Genomic DNA, 18,015 nt, shown 5'->3' with positions numbered 1-18,015 from the left:
CCGGAGGCACCGCCGACGCCCCCGCCGATGCATGCCTGCACGCGCGGGCAGCGTCAGCATGTGCTTACGACCGCTTCGCAAGGCGTCCTACCGCTTCGCAGCGGCCGACTTCTATATTGGCCTCGGACGCCGGATCTTCCCCCTGCAAGAAAAACCACCGGTGTCAAGGAGTTCAACCATGAAGAAACTGCTATTGATGTGTGCCGCAGCCTCCTGCATGGCGGTGGTCCAGGTGCATGCGCAAGTGAACACGCCTCCTGCGGCGGCCACCGATCCGGCCATGGCCGAATACAAGGCCGCGCGCGACAAAATCGCGGCCGACTACAAGGCCGACAAGGCGGCATGCGATGCCATGAAGGACAACGCCAAGGACGTCTGCATCGAAGAAGCCAAGGGCAAGGAAAAGATTGCCAAGGCCGAACTCGACCAGAAGCAGAAGCCCAGCGACAGCAACGCGCGCAAGGTGGCCGAAGCCAAGGTGGAAGCGGCCTATGCGATCGCCAAGGAAAAGTGCGACGACCAGAAGGGCGACGCCAAGAACGCCTGCGTGAAGGAAGCCAAGGCCACCGAGGCCAAGGGCAAGGCCGACATCAAGGCGATGAAGAAGTAAGCAGTGGCGCACAGCCCCCGGCACCGGACCCGAGAAGCGGTGAAGCCCTTGCAGACGCTCGCCATCTCCGAAGCCCTGCGCGCCCAGCTGTCGGCCGACAACCTCCTGGCCATCAATTCGCATGGCCAGGAGGTTCTTCATGGGCTCGACTTCGACGAGTCGCAGCTTCTCGTGGATTGCAGCGAGCAGCAGCCTACGGATCCTTCCATGCGCGAGCGGTGCGCGCAGCTCGTCATCAAGCACGAGCGGGCCCGGCTGCGCATTGCCACGGTCGACGACGAACGCAACGCGGCCAAATTCTAGAAAGGCTCAGCGCAGCGCCGCCAGGTAGGCGGCGATGTCGCGCGCGTCCTGCTCGGACACCCCCATCTCCGGCATGGCCGTGAGCGGATCCACCTCGTGCGTATGGCGCAGCCAGCGCACCATGTTGTCCGGCGTGTTGGCGAGCTTTCCCGCGATCAGCGAACGGCCGCCCATGCCCGCGAGCGGAGGCCCCACGTTCGGCGACGAGCCCGTGATGCCCGGGATCGTGTGGCAGGCGCTGCATGCGTACTGGTACAGCGCACGCGCGCCGCGCTGCGCATCGGCCACCCGCAGCGGTGCGGCGCTCTCTGCCGGCCCGCATGCCGGCCGCGCCACTGCGCCCTGCGCGCCGGAGGGCTCCACGCGCGTTGCTTCGGCGTACTGCTGCGGCGTGAGCTCGGGCAGGCGCGCCATGAACGCCACCACCGACCACAGGTCTTCCTCGGACAACCTGAACTCCCAGGCCGGCATGCCGCTCATGCGGATGCCGTGCTTGGTCAGCCAGTAGAGTTCGCGCGGCTTCCAGTGGTGCCGCGCATCCACCAGCGGTCCCGGCAGCGGCTGCATGCTCTTCCCGATGTCGCCCTGCGCGACGCCCGGCGCGCCATGGCATTGCACGCACTTGTCGCGAAAGCAGGCCGCGCCGCGCATCACCAGCCGCTCGTCGTCGAGCCGCGGCGGCTCGATGTTGCGCGCGCGCATCCTCACCGACTGGTGCATGGCGGTTTCCAGCAGCGAATAGACCGGCTGGAAATGCTGCTGCGTGGCCGCCACGTCGTACAGGCCGCCATACACCACCAGCGCGCCCGCCGCCGCGCCCGCGAGGCCCAGCGCGGCGACAGTGAGCAGGACGGTCTTGGGTGCACCCATCGGCAGCATTCAATTGGCGGCATTGTCCGACGCGCACCAGCGCCGCCGTGTCGGCGCAAGCCGCATTCCAATCCGCAGAATCGCGGCATGGTGGCCGCCCCCTCATGCCCTGCCGTGTGTCCGCTCGCCCTGCTGGTGCTGGCGATGCTCGCAGCCGGATGCACGCCGGGAGAAAGCGGCCCCGTCTTCGAGCGCGCGCCGCCCGCGCAGCGCGAGCGCGGAAGGCTGCTGCTGGCGCAATACCAGTGCGGAAGCTGCCACACCATTCCCGATGTGCAGGCCGCGCGCGGCCGCACCGGCCCCACGCTCGCCGCCTTCGGCCGCCGCAGCTACATTGCCGGCCAGATGCCGAACGGCCCCGACGCTTTGGGGCGCTGGATCGTGGCGCCGGCCGCCATGGTGCCGGGCACCACCATGCCCGCGATGGGCGTCTCGCCCCAGGACGCGCGCGACATGGCGGCCTACCTGCTCGCGCTCGAGAAATGAACGCGGCGAGCGAGGGCGCATCCCAATCCGCGCTGCGGGCCGCCGGCCCCGTTGCGCAATCGCTGCTCGAAGTGAGCGGCGTGCTGGCGGTGGGCGGCGCGGTGATCTTCGCCGGGGTCATGCTGCTGCTCGTGCTCGCCGTTGCCCGCCCGGGGGGCGACGGGGTGAGCACGCGCCGGTGGCTGCTCGGCGGGGGTCTCGCGTTTCCGACGGTGGTGCTCTCGGCGCTCTTCGCCTACAGCGAATTCCACCGGCCGCCGTGGCGGCCCATTCCACCGCCCGGTGCGCTGATCGTCGGCGTCACGGGCCACATGTGGTGGTGGGAGGTGCGCTATCGCGACGCCGCCAGCGGCGCCGAGGTCGTCACTGCGAACGAGATCCGCATTCCCGTCGGCCGGCCAATCTATTTCGGCCTTGGCAGCGCCGACGTGATCCACAGTTTCTGGGTGCCTTCGCTCGGCGGCAAGATGGACATGCTGCCCGGCCGCGTGCAGCACCTGCTGCTGCAGGCCGACCGGCCCGGCACCTGGCGCGGACAGTGCGCCGAATACTGCGGCGAGCAGCATGCGCGCATGGCGCTGCATGTGGTGGCCGAGGAACCCGCGGCCTTCGATGCCTGGCTCGCGGCGCAGGCCAGGCCGGCGGCCGCGGCGTCGCGCGAGATCGAACGCGGCCGCGAGGCCTTCCTCGCGCACCGCTGCAACGCCTGCCATACGGTGCGCGGCGTGAGCGAGCAAAGCCGCCTCGGACCCGATCTCACGCACGTGGGCAGCCGGCTGCATCTGGGTGCCGGCACCGTGGCGAACGATGCCGCGCAACTCGCCGCATGGGTGGCCCATACGCAGCAGCTGAAGCCAGGCGCGCGCATGCCCTCCGCCGGCGATCGCATCGGCGAGGCCGACCTGCAATCCATCGCGGCCTGGCTCGCGCAACTGAAATGACGGCGCAGGTTTCCGAGGAAGGCCGTTCCAGCCCGCCGCCGCGCCCCGCAGGCGAGCGCGAGGCGCTCGAGCGCGCGTGGCGCCCGCCCGTCGGCTGGCGGCAGCTCTCGGCGGTGAACAACACGCGCATCGGCGTGTTCTACATCGCCACCGCCATGCTCTTCTTCGTGCTGGCCGGCATCCTCGCGCTGATGATGCGCACGCAGCTCGCGGTGCCCGACAACCACCTGATCGACGCGGGCACCTACAACCAGCTCTTCACGATGCACGGCACCGTGATGATGTTCCTGTTCGCGGTGCCCATCGTCGAGGCCGTGGCCATCTACCTGCTGCCGGGCATGCTGGGTGCGCGCGACCTGCCCTTTCCGCTGCTCTCGGCCTATGCGTTCTGGGCCTATGCCATCGGCGGCATCGCCTTCTTCTGCACGCTGTTCTTCGGCGTATCGCCCGATGGCGGCTGGTTCATGTATCCGCCGCTGACCGGCAAGGAGTTCTCGCCGGGGCGCGGCGCCGACTGGTGGCTGCTGGGCATCGGGTTCATCGAGATCTCGGCCATTGCGGGCGCCATCGAGCTGATCGTGGGCGTGCTGTTCACGCGCGCGCCCGGCATGACGCTGATGCGCATGCCGATCTTCGCCTGGGCCATGCTGGTCACCGCGCTGATGATCGTGATCGCGTTTCCCGCCGTGATCGCGGCCACCATGCTGCTGGAGCTGGAGCGCGCGTTCGACTGGCCCTTCTTCATTCCCGCGCGCGGCGGCGATCCGCTGCTGTGGCAGCACCTGTTCTGGTTCTTCGGCCACCCGGAGGTCTACATCATCTTCCTGCCCGCGGCCGGCATGGTGTCGATGATGGTGGCCACGCTCGCGGGCACCCCGCTGGTGGGCCACCGCGCGGTGGTGCTCGCGCTCATCGGCGTGGGGGTGGTGAGCTTCGCGCTGTGGGTGCACCACATGTTCACCGCGGGCCTGGGCAACCTCTCGCTGCTGGTGGTGTCGGCCGCGAGCTTCATCGTGGCCATACCGAGCGGCGTGCAGGTGTTCGCATGGATTGCCACCTTCTGGCGCGGCCGCGTCGCGCTCAATGCGCCCACGCTGTTCCTGCTCGGCTTTCATTTCATCTTCGTGCTGGGCGGCCTCACCGGCGTGATGGTGGCGGTGCTGCCCTTCGACTGGCAGGCGCACGACAGCTACTTCATCGTTGCGCACCTGCACTACGTGCTCATCGGCGGCATGGTGTTTCCGGTGTTCGCGGGCTTCTACTACTGGGCGCCGGTCTTCAACGGCCACCGGCTTTCCGAGCGCTGGGGCCGCTGGGTGTTCGGGCTGATGTTCGGCGGCTTCAATCTGGCGTTCTTCCCGATGCACATCGCGGGCATGCTCGGCATGCCGCGGCGCGTGTACACCTATGCCGGCGATCTGGGCTGGAACGCGCTCAACATGCTGTCGACCGTTGGCGCCTACACGCTCGCGGCCGGCGTGCTGCTCTTCATGGTGGACGCGGTGCGCATGCTGCGCCGGCCCCGGCAGGACCATGGCAATCCCTGGCGCGCGGGCACGCTCGAATGGCTGCCGCCGCGTGAATACGCCGTGCGCAGCATTCCGCAGGTGGATTCACGCTATCCGCTGTGGCGGCAACCCGCGCTGCCGCAAGAAGTGGAGGCCGGTCGCCACTGGCTGCCGGGCACGGTGTTCGGCGGCCGCGAGACGCTGGTGACCAGCCCGCGCGACGCGCGGCCGATGCACCTGCTGCGCCTGCCGACCGACAGCTGGTGGCCGCTGGCGGCGGCGGCCGGCACCGCGGGCTTCTTCCTGCTCCTCACGGTGTCGCAGGCGCTGCCTGCGTTGGCCTGCGGCGTGATCGCGGTCGCATGCATCCTGCGCTGGCTGTGGGACTCCGACCGTCCGCCGCCGGTGGCAACGGTCGACGTCGGCCATGGCGTGCACCTGCCGGTCGGTGCGCATGGCCGGGCATCGCACTCGTGGTGGGCCATGATCGTGCTCATTGCAGTGGACATGACGATCTTCGTGTCGCTGCTCTACACCCACGTGCACCTGTCGATGGCCAGCGACGTGTGCCCGCCGCCCGGTGCCGCGCTGCCGCCCCTGCGCTGGCCGCTGGGCGCGGCGCTCCTGCTTGCGGCCGGCTCGACCGCCATGGCACTGGCCGCACGCAGGCTGCACGCGGCCGATGTGCGCCGCCAGCGCGGGCTGCGCCTGCTTGCTGCGCTGGCCATGGACTGCGCTGCCGGCGCGGCGGCGCTCGACATCGGCGGCCATCAGCTCGCCGGGCTCGATCCGCGCGCGCAGGGCTGGAGCGCATCGGTCGGCATGCTGCTGGGCTACCAGGCCTTCCACATCGCGGTGCTGATGCTGATGGGCGGCTATGTGCTGGTGCGTTCGTGGTCGGGCCGGCTGCAGCCCGCGGCCCGCGCGACCATCGACAACACCGCGCTGATGTGGCACTGCGTGACCGCGCAGGGAATCATCGGGGCGCTTGCGGTGCAGGGCGTGCCGCGGCTCTTGGGCTGAGCTGCCGCTACGCAGCCGGCGCCCGGGCACCGATCATCCAGCAGGCGGCGGTGAAGCGAACTTCGCTGCCGTGCACATAAGGCTCGAACGCCGCGCGCACGGCCTCGATGACCCGCGTGCGCGTTCGCTCGTCCGCATCCTGCAGAACCAGGCCGACCGGCCCGAGCCGCGTGAGATAGCCATGCAGCGCCTTCTCCGGCAATGTGCACGCCACATCGATCGGCTGGATGTCGATGCCGGCCCAGCCGCTCTCCTCCAGGATGGACACAACCCGATCGCGGTCCGCAAGGGAGAACTGTCCCGGCGCGCCCGGCTTGCGTGCCGGCAGGTTCGGCAGCAGCGGCGCGGCGGCGCACTCGGCCGTCGTCATGAACGGGTTTTCCGCGGCGCTGCGCCATGCGATGGCCCGGAGCGCGGCGCCGTCCTTCGCGGCATGCCGCAGGTTGGCGAAAGCCTGCACCGGGCTGTCGAAGAACATCACGCCGAAGCGCGAAACGATCAGGTCGAAGCTTGCGGGCTCGAAGGCCTGCCTCTGCACGTCGCCGCAGATGAAGCTTGCCGGCGCGCCCGCCTGTTCGGCACGCGCGCGGGCCGCGGCGATCATCGGCTCGGAGATGTCGGCACCGACGCAATGCCCTGCCGCGCCGAGCACCCGTGCAATGGCCAGCGTGGTGGCGCCCGTACCGCAGCCGACGTCGAGCACCCGGCGCGCGGACGCGGCGCGCGCCTCGTCCACGAGCAGGTTCTCGAACGGCGCGAACAGCTGGTCGAGCGACTCCTGCGCGTCGACCCAGGCGCGGCCGCCGCGGCCGTTCCAGAGGGCGGCTTGTTCGTTGTGTTGCTGTTGCGTGATGTCCATGATGGTTTGTCCTTGGCTTGTCTGTCCGGCGAAAGCTAGACTGTGCAACTTCAAGTCGACTTGAGGTCAAGAGGTGGTGGCACAACATTTGGACATCGCCCAAGTGGCACGGCAATCGGGCGTTCCCGCATCGACGCTGCGGTTCTACGAGGACAAGGGGCTGATCGCCTCGAGCGGCCGGCGCGGCCTGCGCCGCCTGTTCGATGCCGGCGTGCTGGAACGCCTGGCGCTGATCGCCGTGGGACGCGCCGCGGGCTTCTCGCTCGACGAGATCGCGCGCATGTTCGCGCCCGGGGGCGGGCCGCGCATCGACCGGCAGATGCTCGCGGCCAAGGCGGACGAGCTCGACCGCACCATCCGCAAACTGAGCGCCATGCGCGACGGCCTGCGGCACGCGGCCGCCTGCCCCGCGCCCAGCCACATGGAATGCCCGACCTTCAGGCGCATCGTGCGCGCCGCGGCCTCCGGGGCCATTGGCGCACGCGAAAAGAAGGCGCGGCAGTTGCCGAATTAGGCGGCGCCTCATGCCGTGCGAGGTGCCAGACAGCCTCCTACAACACGACGGTCTCCCGGCCGATGCGGCAGAAATTTTCTAGATCGAAAGTGCAATCCTGGGCACTGCAATCTATGCCGCCATTGCCCAGAAATGGCGGCCGGAGACTTTTCCATGGTGAGCGCCAATCCAGTTATTTCGTCAGAGCGTGTCGAGGGGACATCCGTCTACAACACATCGGGAGACAAGCTCGGCAGCATCGATGAACTCATGATCGACAAGATCTCGGGCCAGGTCCGCTATGCCGTGCTGGAGTTCGGCGGCTTCCTGGGCATGGGCACGGACCGCTATCCGATCCCCTGGTCCATGCTGAAGTACGACACTTCGCAGGACGGCTATGTGGTGCCGTTGACCAAGGCGCAGATCGAGGGCGCGCCGAAGTATGCGAGCGACCGGGTGCCCGAGTACGACGATGCGTACAGCGGGACGGTGGACAAGTACTACGGGCTTTGAAAGCACACGGCCGCAGCCACCCGGATACGACGGCTGCGGCCATCGCCGCCGGGCGCCGCTGCAGGGCTTGCAGGTCAGAACAGCGGTGTGGCCACTGGTGGTCTCTGGGAGGCTCTTTGTCGTGGCAGCAGCAGTGAGGGCATTTGTCCCCCCGGAAAAGGTGCGTACCGCTCATGCGCGCGTGCGGCGCAACTTCTACAGTGACTTCACGGCGAAACGCTTTGTTCCAAGACAGGCAAACAAGCGGCGCCGGTTGTCCACCTCACTGGAGAACGCACATGGAACGCAGCCAGCTACCCGGGAATTGCTTCTTGGTGCTTGTGTATTTGCTCGCGCTGCTTGCTTTGTGGCTCAGCAACTGAACGTGAAGCGGCCGACCCAAAAACATCACCTCTGGTGAAGATTCTCTGATTGGCCGGATGCACAGGATCAGAGGCGTGCGCTATGAAAGTTCGCGAGTGCTGTTGCCTCATTACGGCTGTTCAGCCGACCGAGTGGCACAGATCTGCGCTAATGGCTCGATGAATCAGTTGCTCAGCCCTTGAACGCCGCCCAGGGCATGCGGCAGAACGCTTCTTCCAGCGATACGGTGCAACCCTCGTCAGCCAGCGATTCCCCGGTGAGCACGTTCACCAACGTTGCGCCTTCAAGATCCTCAGGCAGCACCACCCTCGTCCCCCGCCACGCATCCGCAACGGGAAGCTCCGGCACACCACTCGCCCCGGCGCGCGCCACCCCGGCAAACAACCGCCCCGCCATCACCACCAGCGTCCGCCCTTCATGCCTGCGCGCAAAGGCCACCGCATGCCGCGCCAGCGGTCCTTCGACCGCGAGCCCTTCATAGCTGCCTTCGCGGAACAGCGCCGCACGCTCGCGCCGCATCGACAGCAGCCGCCAGATGAACCAGAGCTTCGCGCGGCCATCGTGCGGCGCCTCGGCAAGCGCCTGCACACGCGTGGCCAGGTCAGGCCCATCGGCCATCGCGTGGAGCTCGTCGAGCCGCCGGCTGCGCAGTTCATAGTCCACCGGGCGCCGGTTGTCGGGATCGACCAGGCTCAGGTCGATGAGCTCGCCGCCCTGATAGAGATCGGGCACGCCCGGCGAGCCGTACTTCAGCAGCGTGAGCGTCAAGCCGTTCCACGCGCCGAACCATGAGAGGCGATTGGCCATGCGCTGGATGTCCGCAAGGCAGCCGCCCTCCGACAGGTCCGACAGGATCCGTTGCACCAGGCCCTCGAGCGCCGCCTCGTACGGTGCGTCGGGTTGGGTCCAGCGCGTGTGGAGCTTGGCTTCGCGCGCGGCCTTCTGCATGTACTGCCACACGCGCGCGGCGTAGGCTGGCGCGGAGGCGGCATCCAGGCCGCCGAAGGGCAAGGTGCCGAGCAGGGTCTGGTAGAGCAGGTATTCGTCGGCGCGCGAAGGCGCCGCGCCCGCCGGCTCGCCGCCGCGGCACAGCGCGTGCCAGCGCGCGAGCGCGTCGCGCCACTCGCCCGGCATTTCGGAGAGCACGTCGATGCGGTTGCGTACTTCCTCCGAACGCTTGTTGTCGTGCGTGGAGGTCGCGAGCATGGTGTGCGGCCAGTGCCGTGCACGGTCGGCGCTCAATGCATGGAACTCTGGCACGTCGAAACCGAATTGGTCGGGCTCGCCGCCGACCTCGTTGAGCGAACTGAGCGGAAAGTAGCGGTAGAACGAAGTGTCCTCCACGCCCTTGGCCGCGACCGGCGCGCTGAACTGCTGGAAGCGCATCGCGAACCGGCGCACGCGCTCGGCCAGCGCCGGTGGCGCATGCGCGGCCGCGGCCTCGCCGCGCAGCGAGCGGCGCACGAAGGCGAAGACGGAGCGGTCGGCATCGACGCTCTGGCGCTCGGCGGCCTCGGTGGCGGCGTCGATGAAATGCGCATCCTGCGCGGAAGGCGCGTCGACGATGTAGGTGCGGTAGACCGGCATGCAGGCTGCCACTTCCGCGAGCGCGCGGCGCAGCGCGTTGAGCGTGTAGTCGCGCGTGCCGCGCTCGGCCCGCGCGATGCGCAGCAGTTCGGCAGAGAGCACGTTGAGTTCCGACGACAGCGCGCTGCGCATGACCTCGCGCTTGCCGGACCTTGCCACCGAATCGAAGTCCTGCGCCTCGCCCGTGAAGCCGTGCCAGGCCTGCCGCAAGGCGTCGGCTGCGGCGGTGTCCACGAGCACGCCGTTGGCCACGTTGGCAAAGCGGTAGCCGGTGGTGCCGTGCACATGCCATTCGACCGGCACCTCTTCTTCCGAGGCCGCGATCTTCTCGGCCACCACGTACAGCGGGCGCGGCGGCCGGCCGTCCGGGCCGGTGGCCGGCAGCACGATGCCCGCGCGGCGCGCATAGCCCTCCTGCAACTGCCGGAAGTAGCGCGCGGGGTCGTACAGGCCGTCGGGATGGTCGATGCGCAAGCCGTCCACCACGCCGGCCGCGGCAAGGTCGAGCGCGAAGGACTGCGTGGCCTCGAACACCTCGTCGCGCTCCATGCGCACCGCCGCCAGGTCGTTGATGTCGAAGAAGCGCCGGTAGTTGATTTCGTCGGCCGCCACGCGCCAGTAGGCGAGCCGGTAGGCCTGCAGGTCGATGAGCCGGTGCAGCTGGTCGCGCGCCTCGTCCGAGGCCAGGTTGAACTCCGCCACCGCGGCCAGCACGGCGCGTGCGAGCGACGGATGCGCCTCGGCCAGATGCGCGAGGCGGGCCTTGAAGAGCTCCTTGTCGCGCACGCGCTCGGTGCATTCCGAAGGTGTCTGCGCGCGGCGGCCCGGCAGGTGGCCGAAGGCCGCCGAGAGGCTGGCGAGCTGCGCCGCGAGCGTCGGATCCTTCAGGTGCGGCAATGCGCCTGCAAGAACCACGGGATAGCTTTCGGGCGCGAGCGGAAACCGGTGGTCGAAGTAGCGCAGCGCGAAGCTGCCCTGCACCGCTTCGAAGTGCAGCACCAGTTCCCCGCCAGCGAGCACCTCGCCGTAATGGCCGCCGAGCACCGGCAGCAGCACCTTGCCGGCCAGCTCCTTGTTGAGCGGCTGCCAGTCGATGTCGAAGTGATGCGCGAACAGCGAAGCCGGGCCGTTCTCCAGCACGTCCATCCACCAGGCGTTGTCGGCACCGAGCACGCCCATGTGGTTGGGCACCATGTCGAGCAGCTGCCCGAGCCCGTGCGCCTGCAGCGCGTCGACGAAGCGCGCAAAGCCTTCGGCGCCGCCGAGCTCGGGGTTGACCTCGGCATGGGCCACCACGTCGTAGCCATGCGTGCTGCCGGCGCGGGCGCGCTGGATGGGCGAGCAATACACGTGGCTCACGCCGAGCTGCGCGAGGTAGGGCAGCACGCGGATGGCATCGTCGAAGCCGAAGCCCTGGTGGAACTGCAGCCGGTAGGTGGCCCGCGGCACGCGCGCCTGCAGCAGCGTTGACGGCACTCCTTCCGCGCCGAGGCTGCGACGCGGGCGAATCGCGCGCAGCTGTTCCGTGAGCCCCCGCATCACCTCGCCCGCCGCCAGCTCTTGCACGGTGGGCGCCAGCTTGCGCCGCCAGTTGGGATGCGTGTCGGTGGTGCCGGGCATGTTGGCTTGCTCCACCTCGCCGGCCACGTCCTCGAGCTGGAACACCATCAGGGCCGACGGGGCCGCGGCCAGGAACGCGTGGACCGCCTGCATGACGCGCGGCGAAGGCGTTGCGAGCGACAGCGCCTGTGCCGCCTCGTCGGCGGAGAGCAGCCCCGCCTCTCGCACCGCCAGCATCAGCCGGATGCGTTCCTGCGCGCGGTCCAGCAGCTGCGCATCGAGCAGCCGGGGTTCGGGGAAGAGCCCGAGCGCCAGCCGCAGCCGCAGGTCGTGGCCCGACCACCAGCCCGCGAGCGTGGCGAGATCGTGCGTGCTGATGGCCACCAGCGCGGCCGCCGGATAGTCCGCAGGCGGCGTGAACCCGCCGCCCTGCTGCTTCTCGAAATAGAGCAGCCGGTAGGAGAGCACGTCGGCGCGTGCGAGCGCTTCGCGCATGGCGTCTTCCACCGTGCCCAGATCCTCGCCCACCACCATGCAGCGATGCCGGTGGCTCTCGACCGCCACGATGGCCAGCATCTCCTCGACCGGGTAGCGCACGTAGGCGCCGTCGTGCGGCGAGCGGCCCGGCGGAATCCAGAACAGGCGCATCAGCCCCATCACGTGGTCGATGCGCAGCGCGCCGGCGTGCCGCATGTTGGCGCGCAGCATCTGCACGAAGGGCTGGTAGTGGTGCGTGCGCAGGTGGTCGGGGCGCAGCGGCGGCAGGCCCCAGTTCTGCCCGGCCGGATTGAACTCGTCGGGCGGCGCGCCAATGCTCGCGCCGACTGCGAAGCAGTGCCGCGCGGACCAGGCGTCGGAGCCGCCGCGGTCCACCGAAACGGCCAGGTCCAGGTAGAGCCCGATGCCCATGCCCAGCGCCTTGCAGCGTTCGCCCGCGCGCGCAAGCTGGCGTTCGGCCACCCATTGCAGGTACTGGTGGTATTGCAGCCGCTCGGCCTGCTCGGCCGCGAAGGCCTGCACCTCGGGCGAATCCGCCTGCCTGTAGGCTTCAGGCCAGGCGAGCCAACCCCAGCATTGCGGATCGGCGGCGGCGAAGTGGGCTTGCAGCGTCTCGAACAAGGCGTGCTGGTGCAACGGCTCGCCCTGCGCCGAGACAAAGGCCAGGAAGGCCGCGCCGCGCGCATCGGGAGCGCCGGCCGGCGAAAGATGCCGCGCGCGGAAGTGCTCGAACAGCAGCTCCAGCACCTCGAACTTGGCGGCGGCCACGCCGGCATGGTCGACCAGCGGCGCGGCCCGCAGCGCCGCGAGCCGGCCCTGGAACCCGGGCGATTCGACGTGCCGGCGCGCGGCCTCGCAGGCGGCGAAGTCTTCGACCGCCTCGACGTCGACGTACAGCACGTTGATCCATTGCCGCGACGAGGGGCTGTAGGGGCTGGCGCGCGGCGGATCGGTCGGGAACAGCGCATGCAGCGGATTCAGGCCGATCAGGTCGGCGCCCTGCCCGGCCATGCGGTCGACGAGCGCCTCCAGGTCGCCGAAATCGCCGATGCCCCAGTTGCGCGCCGAGCGCAGCGCATAGAGCTGCAGCGCCGGCCCCCAGACGCGGCCGCCATCCTGCACGGCGGATGGGCGGTAGCAGCGGCCGAGCGAAGCGATGAGCATGGTCTCGCCGGCCAGCCCGTCGACCTGCAGCCAGTGGTAGCCGGGCGCGAGCGGCTCGGCCAGCTGCAGCGTGCAGCTGCCGTGCGGCCACGGCTGCGCATCGGCTTCGCCCTGGCGCACAAGCCCCCGCTCGTCGCGCAGCCGCCAGCGCAGGCTGCCTGAGCGCTGCGGCAGCTGCAGCGACCAGTGCGATGCATGCGCCTGCACCACCTGCGCCGGCGGCATGGCGGACGTGGAGGACGCATCGGCCTCTTCGCCGACTGCGGCACCGGGCTGCACGCCGAACTCGGCCAGCAGCGCGGCCAGGTTCTCGGGCGTTGCATGGCGCAGCGTTCCGAAGGCGTCGTGGTAGGCCGCCGAGATGCCGTAGTGCCGGCACAGGCGCTCCAGCGCATCGTGAGCCCAATGACCCGGATCAGCCACCGGCCATGTCCTCCAGCGTGGCATGCACGGCGCCGCGCTCGAGCCGCAGGCCCGCGGCAACGGCCGCGGCGCCCCGGCTGTGGAGCACCATGCCCGCAGGCGCGGCGGCTTCCACCGCAGGCTGCGCGCCAAGGTTCGCAAGCAGATGAAGACGCTTGCCCGAGAGCTTCCACTGAACCCGGACCAGCCCCTCTTCGCAGCCATGGCTTCCCGCGCCGTGCGTGCCGGCCAGGTGCGGCACCAGCAGGCGATGGCGCGCATCGAGCAATTGCTGCACCTCGCACAGCTGCGCGAAATGCACCCGCGTGCCGCGCTCGCGCCAGCGCAGCTTCGAGGCCTGGAAGGTCTGCTCCGCATTGGGATCGGGAATGCGCGCGCGCGCGGCTTCGTCGGCAAAGGCCGCGAAGCGCCCGAACTCCGCGCGGCGCCCTTCGGCCACGGCCGAGGCCAGTTCGGGGCCGAAATCGCAGAAGTACAGGAACGGCGACGAGGCCGCGAATTCGTCGCCCATGAAGAACATGGGCACATGCGGCGACAGCAGCACGCAGGCCAGCGCGGCGCGCACCAGCGCCGGATCGCCCAGCGCATGGATGCGCTCGCCGAACGCGCGGTTGCCGACCTGGTCGTGGGTCTGCAGGTAGGACACGAACGCCACCGGCGGCAGCTGCGTGCTGGGCTCGCCGCGCGGCTCCCCGCCGCGGAAGGCCGAGGGCTGCCCCTGGTAGATGAAGCCTTCGGCCAGCGCGCGCGCGAAGCGGGCCGCGGCGTCGTCGGCATAGTCGGCGTAGTAGCCGTCGCGCTCGCCGGTGGCCAGCACGTGCGCGGCGTGGTGCAGGTCGTCGTTCCACTGCGCCGTGCCCGCCACGGGCAGACCGTTGCCGTCGCGCGCCAGCAGCGAGGCCTGGTTGGCGTCGTTCTCCAGCACCAGGTGCACCTGCCGCTCGCGTGCCGGCCCGGCGTTCAGCGCCTCGCGGATCTCCTGCACGATGTGCCTGGGCGATGAATCGCGAATGGCGTGGATCGCATCCATGCGCAGGCCGTCGAAGTGGAACTCTTCCACCCAGTACAGCGCGTTGTGGATGAAGAAGTCGCGCACGGTGCGCGAGCCCGGTCCGTCGAAGTTGATGGCCGCGCCCCATGGCGTGTGCTCGCTCGCATCGAAGAACTCGGGGCAGCATGCATGCAGGTAGTTGCCCTCCGGCCCGAAGTGGTTGTAGACCACGTCGAGCAGCATCATCAGGCCCAGCGCATGCGCAGCGTCGACAAGGGCCTTGAGCTCATCGGGCGTGCCGTAGCTGGCATCGGGCGCGAACTGCAGCACGCCGTCGTAGCCCCAGTTGCGCGCACCGGGAAAATCCGCGAGCGGCATGAGCTCGACCGCGGTGATGCCCAGCTCCGCCAGCTCGCGGAGCCGTTCGCGCGCGGCCCGGAACGTGCCTTCCTCGGTGAAGGTGCCCACGTGCAGTTCGTAGACCACGGCCTCGTGCCACGGGCGGCCGCGCCAGGCGGTGTTGGCCCATGCGTAGCGGGCCGGATCGACCACCTGGCTCGGGCCGTGCACGTCCTGCGGATTGAAGCGCGAGGCCGGGTCGGGCATGGTGGTGCCGTCGGGCAGCCGATAGGCGTAGAGGTCGCCAGCGCGCGCTTCGGCGAGCGTGAGGCGGTGCCAGCCGTCCGCGTCCTGCGCCATGGCGTGCAGGGCCTCCTTCCCGCCGGCCGGCGTGTGCACCAGCGTGACGCCGTGCACGGCCGGCGCCCACAGCGCAAAGTCCACAGCGCCATCGGCGCGCAGCGTGGCGCCGAACGGCATGCGGTGGATGCGGCTGCACGTCATGGCCGCACGTCCGGCCGGCTCAGCACCACCAGCGAGCGGCACTGCAGCGGATAGGCGGGCTCGGACCAGGCGGGCGCGAGCGCAGCCACGTCCTCCGTGGCGGGCGGCGGGGTGCCGCTGGCGGTGTCGAGCAGCAGCCGCCATGCGCCGTAGGGTGCGGGCGGCAGGGTGAATGAAATCTCGTCGTGGTGCGCGTTGAACAGCACCAGGAAATCATCGTCGTGCAGCGCCTCGCCGCGCGGCCCGCGGTCGGCAATGCCGCCGCCGGACATGTACATCGCCAGGCAGCGCGCGTTGGCGTCGCTCCAGTCCTCGGGGCGCATTTCGGCGCCGTCGGGCCGGAGCCAGACCACGTCGGTCACGCTCTCGGCCTCCGAGGGCTTGCCGGCAAAGAAGCTGCGGCGCCGGAACGAAGGATGGGCGCGCCGGAGCGCGATGGTGCGCTCCACGAAGGTGATCAGCGCCTGCCGCTCGGGCGTGGGCGTCCAGTCGATCCAGCTGATGTCGTTGTCCTGGCAGTAGGCGTTGTTGTTGCCGTTCTGCGTGTGGCCGCGCTCGTCGCCGGCCAGGAGCATCGGCACGCCCTGCGACAGCAGCAGCGTGGCCAGCAGGTTGCGCTTCTGGCGCTCGCGCAGCGCCGCGATCTCGGGGTCCTCCGCCGGCCCTTCGGCGCCGCAGTTCCAGGAGATGTTGTGGTTGCTGCCGTCGCGGTTGTCCTCGCCGTTGGCCTCGTTGTGCTTGTCGTTGTAGGAGACCAGGTCGTTGAGCGTGAAGCCGTCGTGCGCGGTGATGAAGTTGATGCTCGCGTTGGGCCGCTTGCCCGACCAGCCGTAGAGGTCTTCCGAGCCGGTGAGCCGCTTGCCGACCTCGCCAATCACGCCCGGATCGCCTTTCCAGAACCCGCGCATGCCGTCGCGGTACCGGTCGTTCCATTCGGCCCAGCCGAGCGGGAAGTTGCCCACCTGGTAGCCGCCGTGGCCCAGGTCCCAGGGCTCGGCGATCAGCTTGACGCGGTTGAGGGTCGGGTCCTGGCGGATGGCGTCGAAGAAGCCGCCCAGGTTCTCGACCTTGCCGGCCTCGCGTGCCAATGCCGAGGCCAGGTCGAAGCGGAAGCCGTCGACGTGCATTTCCTCGGCCCAGTAGCGCAGCGAATCCATCACCAGCTGCAGCGCATGCGGATGCTCCAGGTTGACGGTGTTGCCGCAGCCGGTGAAGTCGTCGTAGTAGCGCCGGTGCTCGGCGTTGATGATGTAGTAGGAGGCGTTGTCCACGCCGCGCATCGAGAGCGTGGGCCCGAGCTGGTTGCCCTCGCAGGTGTGGTTGTAGACCACGTCCAGGATCACCTCGATGCCGGCCGAGTGCAGCGTCTTCACCATGGTCTTGAATTCCTTCACCTTGCCCGAGGCGCTGTAGCGCGTCTCGGGGGCGAAGTAGGCCAGCGAGTTGTAGCCCCAGTAGTTCTGCAGGCCCTTCTCCGCCAGGTGCCGGTCGTTGAGGAAGCTGTGCACAGGCAGCAGCTCGATGGTGGTCACGCCCAGGCGCTTGAGGTAGTCGACCACGGGCGCGCAGCACAGGCCGCCGTAGGTGCCGCGCAGTTCGGCCGGCACGTCGGGGTGGCGCATGGTGAAGCCGCGCACGTGCAGCTCGTAGATCACCATGTCCTGCCAGGGCACCGAGGGCCGGCGGTCGTCGCCCCAGGTGAAGGCGGGCTCCAGCACGCGGCCCTTGGGCACGAGCGGCGCGCTGTCGCGGCGGTCGAAGGAGAGGTCTTCGCGCTTGCTGCCGACGGTGTAGCCGTAGAGCGCATCGCCCCAGCGCAGCTCGCCCACCAGGTCTTTCGCGTAGGGATCGACCAGCAGCTTGTGCGGATTGAAGCGATGGCCCTCTTCCGGCTTGTAGGGGCCGTGCACGCGGTAGCCGTAGGCCTGGCCAGGGCGGGCCTCGGGCAGGTAGCAGTGCCACACGCCGTCGGTGCGCTCCCGGATCGGGATGCGCTGGATTTCGTGGCGGCCCTTGTCGTCGAACAGGCACAGGTCCACCCCTTGCGCATGCTGGGAAAAAAGCGCGAAGTTCACGCCCTCCCCGTCCCAGTTGGCGCCCCTCGGATAGGGGCGCCCCGGCCAGACGGCAGAGATCGGATTGCGTTGGCTGCTGCGTGTCATCAAATGGGATGTGGGAGAAAAAATTTCAGCGCGGCGGGCGCTCGTCGAGCGGATTCGGTTTGGGCCTGGCCGCGCCGCTGTTGTTGCTGTCCTTCGGCAGGCGCGGCCACCAGCGCTCGATCTGCTCGGCCGCCCAGTCCTTGCCGGCCAGGCCGAAGGCCAGCGCCAGCGCGAACACCACGCCCGCCAGGATCACCAGGAAGCTTTCGCGCACGATGTCGCCGCCCACCTTGACCTGGTCCAGCGCGATCAGGATGACGAAGGCCATGACCGCATAGCGCGCGATCTGCCCCAGCAGCATGGCGTCGCGCATCTGCGCGCCCCGGAAGTAGCTCGACACCGCCTCTCCCACGAAGCGGGCAAAGTAAGAACCGAAGGCCAGCACCAAGAGGGCCACGAAGAGGTTCGGCACGAACCACACCACGCGCCCGAGCAGGTCGGCGATGTAGCTCAGGCCCATGCCGTTGAAGGCCAGCAGCAGCGCCGCAAAGATCACCAGCCAATACGCCAGCACGCCGAAGAGGCTGCAGGTGTCGCCCGGCCATCCGCCCTGGCGCAGGAAGTTGTCCAGGCCCGCGCGCTCGGTCAGCACGTTGAAGTTGATCGCGCGCAGCGCCTTGGTGACCGCAAAGCGCGCGGTCTTGGCGATGAGCCAGCCGGCAAGCACCACCACCAATGCAATTGCGAGGCGGGGCACGAAGGCCCCGACCTGGTAAAGCATTGCGTTCAGCGGCTCCAGGTGAATGCCAAATCGGTCCATGTGTCTCTCCGGTAGGTGGTTGCGGTGGCGGACGAAGGCGGTGAATGCGGTGAATGCG

At 69.3% G+C, this 18,015-nt stretch carries 13 protein-coding genes; 7 read left to right on the top strand and 6 right to left on the bottom strand.

The annotated features are described in order from the left end of the window. Positions 1 to 178: 178 nt before the first annotated feature. Positions 179 to 610, top strand: a complete 432-nt coding sequence (locus ACAM54_RS10385; protein WP_145743202.1) for a hypothetical protein — start codon at positions 179 to 181, stop codon at positions 608 to 610. A gap of 39 nt (positions 611 to 649) precedes the next feature. Further along, the gene (locus ACAM54_RS10380) at positions 650 to 913 is read left to right on the top strand and encodes a hypothetical protein (protein ID WP_012747128.1); all 264 of its coding nucleotides are present in this window, start codon (positions 650 to 652) and stop codon (positions 911 to 913) included. A gap of 6 nt (positions 914 to 919) precedes the next feature. On the opposite strand, the gene ACAM54_RS10375 is transcribed toward ACAM54_RS10380, so the two are convergent. Continuing rightward, positions 920 to 1,783 carry a c-type cytochrome gene (locus tag ACAM54_RS10375; RefSeq protein ID WP_369650627.1) on the bottom strand — a complete coding sequence of 288 codons (864 nt, stop codon included), beginning with the start codon at positions 1,781 to 1,783 and terminating at the stop codon, positions 920 to 922. An 87-nt stretch (positions 1,784 to 1,870) separates the two neighbouring features. Between ACAM54_RS10375 and ACAM54_RS10370 the strand changes: the two genes are divergently transcribed. Genes ACAM54_RS10370 through ACAM54_RS10360 form a run of 3 tightly spaced genes read left to right on the top strand, consistent with a single transcriptional unit; the run spans position 1,871 to position 5,741 of the window. Next, positions 1,871 to 2,269 (top strand): cytochrome c family protein, encoded by a 399-nt coding sequence (locus ACAM54_RS10370; protein WP_145743198.1) that lies wholly within the window; start codon positions 1,871 to 1,873, stop codon positions 2,267 to 2,269. After that, a complete protein-coding gene (locus ACAM54_RS10365) occupies positions 2,266 to 3,210 on the top strand; it encodes a c-type cytochrome (RefSeq protein ID WP_192322695.1) in 945 nt (314 codons plus the stop codon). The genes ACAM54_RS10370 and ACAM54_RS10365 overlap by 4 nt, the downstream gene beginning before the upstream one ends. After that, positions 3,207 to 5,741, top strand: coding sequence for a cbb3-type cytochrome c oxidase subunit I (locus ACAM54_RS10360; RefSeq protein ID WP_369650626.1), 2,535 nt, complete (start codon positions 3,207 to 3,209; stop codon positions 5,739 to 5,741). Before ACAM54_RS10365 ends, ACAM54_RS10360 begins: the two co-directional genes overlap by 4 nt. Positions 5,742 to 5,748: 7 nt before the next feature. On the opposite strand, the gene ACAM54_RS10355 is transcribed toward ACAM54_RS10360, so the two are convergent. After that, the gene (locus tag ACAM54_RS10355) at positions 5,749 to 6,600 is read right to left on the bottom strand and encodes a class I SAM-dependent methyltransferase (protein WP_369650625.1); all 852 of its coding nucleotides are present in this window, start codon (positions 6,598 to 6,600) and stop codon (positions 5,749 to 5,751) included. A 73-nt stretch (positions 6,601 to 6,673) separates the two neighbouring features. On the opposite strand from ACAM54_RS10355, the gene ACAM54_RS10350 reads away from it, so the two are divergent. Then, a complete protein-coding gene (locus ACAM54_RS10350; RefSeq protein ID WP_369650624.1) occupies positions 6,674 to 7,114 on the top strand; it encodes a helix-turn-helix domain-containing protein in 441 nt (146 codons plus the stop codon). 153 nt (positions 7,115 to 7,267) lie between these two features. Further along, the gene (locus ACAM54_RS10345) at positions 7,268 to 7,606 is read left to right on the top strand and encodes a PRC-barrel domain-containing protein (protein WP_145743189.1); all 339 of its coding nucleotides are present in this window, start codon (positions 7,268 to 7,270) and stop codon (positions 7,604 to 7,606) included. 534 nt (positions 7,607 to 8,140) lie between these two features. Here ACAM54_RS10345 and ACAM54_RS10340 read toward each other — a convergent pair. From ACAM54_RS10340 to ACAM54_RS10325, 4 genes are read right to left on the bottom strand one after another with little or no spacing between them, the layout of a single operon-like run. Further along, positions 8,141 to 13,201: a malto-oligosyltrehalose synthase gene (locus ACAM54_RS10340; RefSeq protein ID WP_369650623.1), complete on the bottom strand. Its 5,061-nt coding sequence runs from the start codon at positions 13,199 to 13,201 to the stop codon at positions 8,141 to 8,143. Further along, positions 13,194 to 15,035 carry a malto-oligosyltrehalose trehalohydrolase gene (treZ, locus tag ACAM54_RS10335; protein ID WP_369650622.1) on the bottom strand — a complete coding sequence of 614 codons (1,842 nt, stop codon included), beginning with the start codon at positions 15,033 to 15,035 and terminating at the stop codon, positions 13,194 to 13,196. Before treZ ends, ACAM54_RS10340 begins: the two co-directional genes overlap by 8 nt. Further along, positions 15,032 to 17,197, bottom strand: a complete 2,166-nt coding sequence (gene glgX / locus ACAM54_RS10330) for a glycogen debranching protein GlgX (RefSeq protein ID WP_369650621.1) — start codon at positions 17,195 to 17,197, stop codon at positions 15,032 to 15,034. The genes treZ and glgX overlap by 4 nt, the downstream gene beginning before the upstream one ends. Before the next feature lie 25 nt (positions 17,198 to 17,222). After that, positions 17,223 to 17,957 (bottom strand): hypothetical protein, encoded by a 735-nt coding sequence (locus ACAM54_RS10325; protein WP_192322700.1) that lies wholly within the window; start codon positions 17,955 to 17,957, stop codon positions 17,223 to 17,225. Between the last annotated feature and the right edge of the window lie 58 nt (positions 17,958 to 18,015).

Source organism: Variovorax sp. V93 (assembly GCF_041154485.1).
Lineage (GTDB): Bacteria > Pseudomonadota > Gammaproteobacteria > Burkholderiales > Burkholderiaceae_C > Variovorax > Variovorax beijingensis_A.
This window is presented reverse-complemented; position numbering and strand designations above follow the sequence as displayed.

Bases quoted from the DNA above. Each gene is read 5' to 3' on its own strand.
- ACAM54_RS10385 (WP_145743202.1), top strand. From the start codon at position 179: ATGAAGAAACTGCTATTGATGTGTGCCGCAGCCTCCTGCATGGCGGTG.
- ACAM54_RS10375 (WP_369650627.1), bottom strand. From the start codon at position 1,783: ATGGGTGCACCCAAGACCGTCCTGCTCACTGTCGCCGCGCTGGGCCTC.
- ACAM54_RS10370 (WP_145743198.1), top strand. From the start codon at position 1,871: ATGGTGGCCGCCCCCTCATGCCCTGCCGTGTGTCCGCTCGCCCTGCTG.
- ACAM54_RS10365 (WP_192322695.1), top strand. From the start codon at position 2,266: ATGAACGCGGCGAGCGAGGGCGCATCCCAATCCGCGCTGCGGGCCGCC.
- ACAM54_RS10360 (WP_369650626.1), top strand. From the start codon at position 3,207: ATGACGGCGCAGGTTTCCGAGGAAGGCCGTTCCAGCCCGCCGCCGCGC.
- ACAM54_RS10355 (WP_369650625.1), bottom strand. From the start codon at position 6,600: ATGGACATCACGCAACAGCAACACAACGAACAAGCCGCCCTCTGGAAC.
- ACAM54_RS10345 (WP_145743189.1), top strand. From the start codon at position 7,268: ATGGTGAGCGCCAATCCAGTTATTTCGTCAGAGCGTGTCGAGGGGACA.
- treZ (WP_369650622.1), bottom strand. From the start codon at position 15,035: ATGACGTGCAGCCGCATCCACCGCATGCCGTTCGGCGCCACGCTGCGC.
- glgX (WP_369650621.1), bottom strand. From the start codon at position 17,197: ATGACACGCAGCAGCCAACGCAATCCGATCTCTGCCGTCTGGCCGGGG.
- ACAM54_RS10325 (WP_192322700.1), bottom strand. From the start codon at position 17,957: ATGGACCGATTTGGCATTCACCTGGAGCCGCTGAACGCAATGCTTTAC.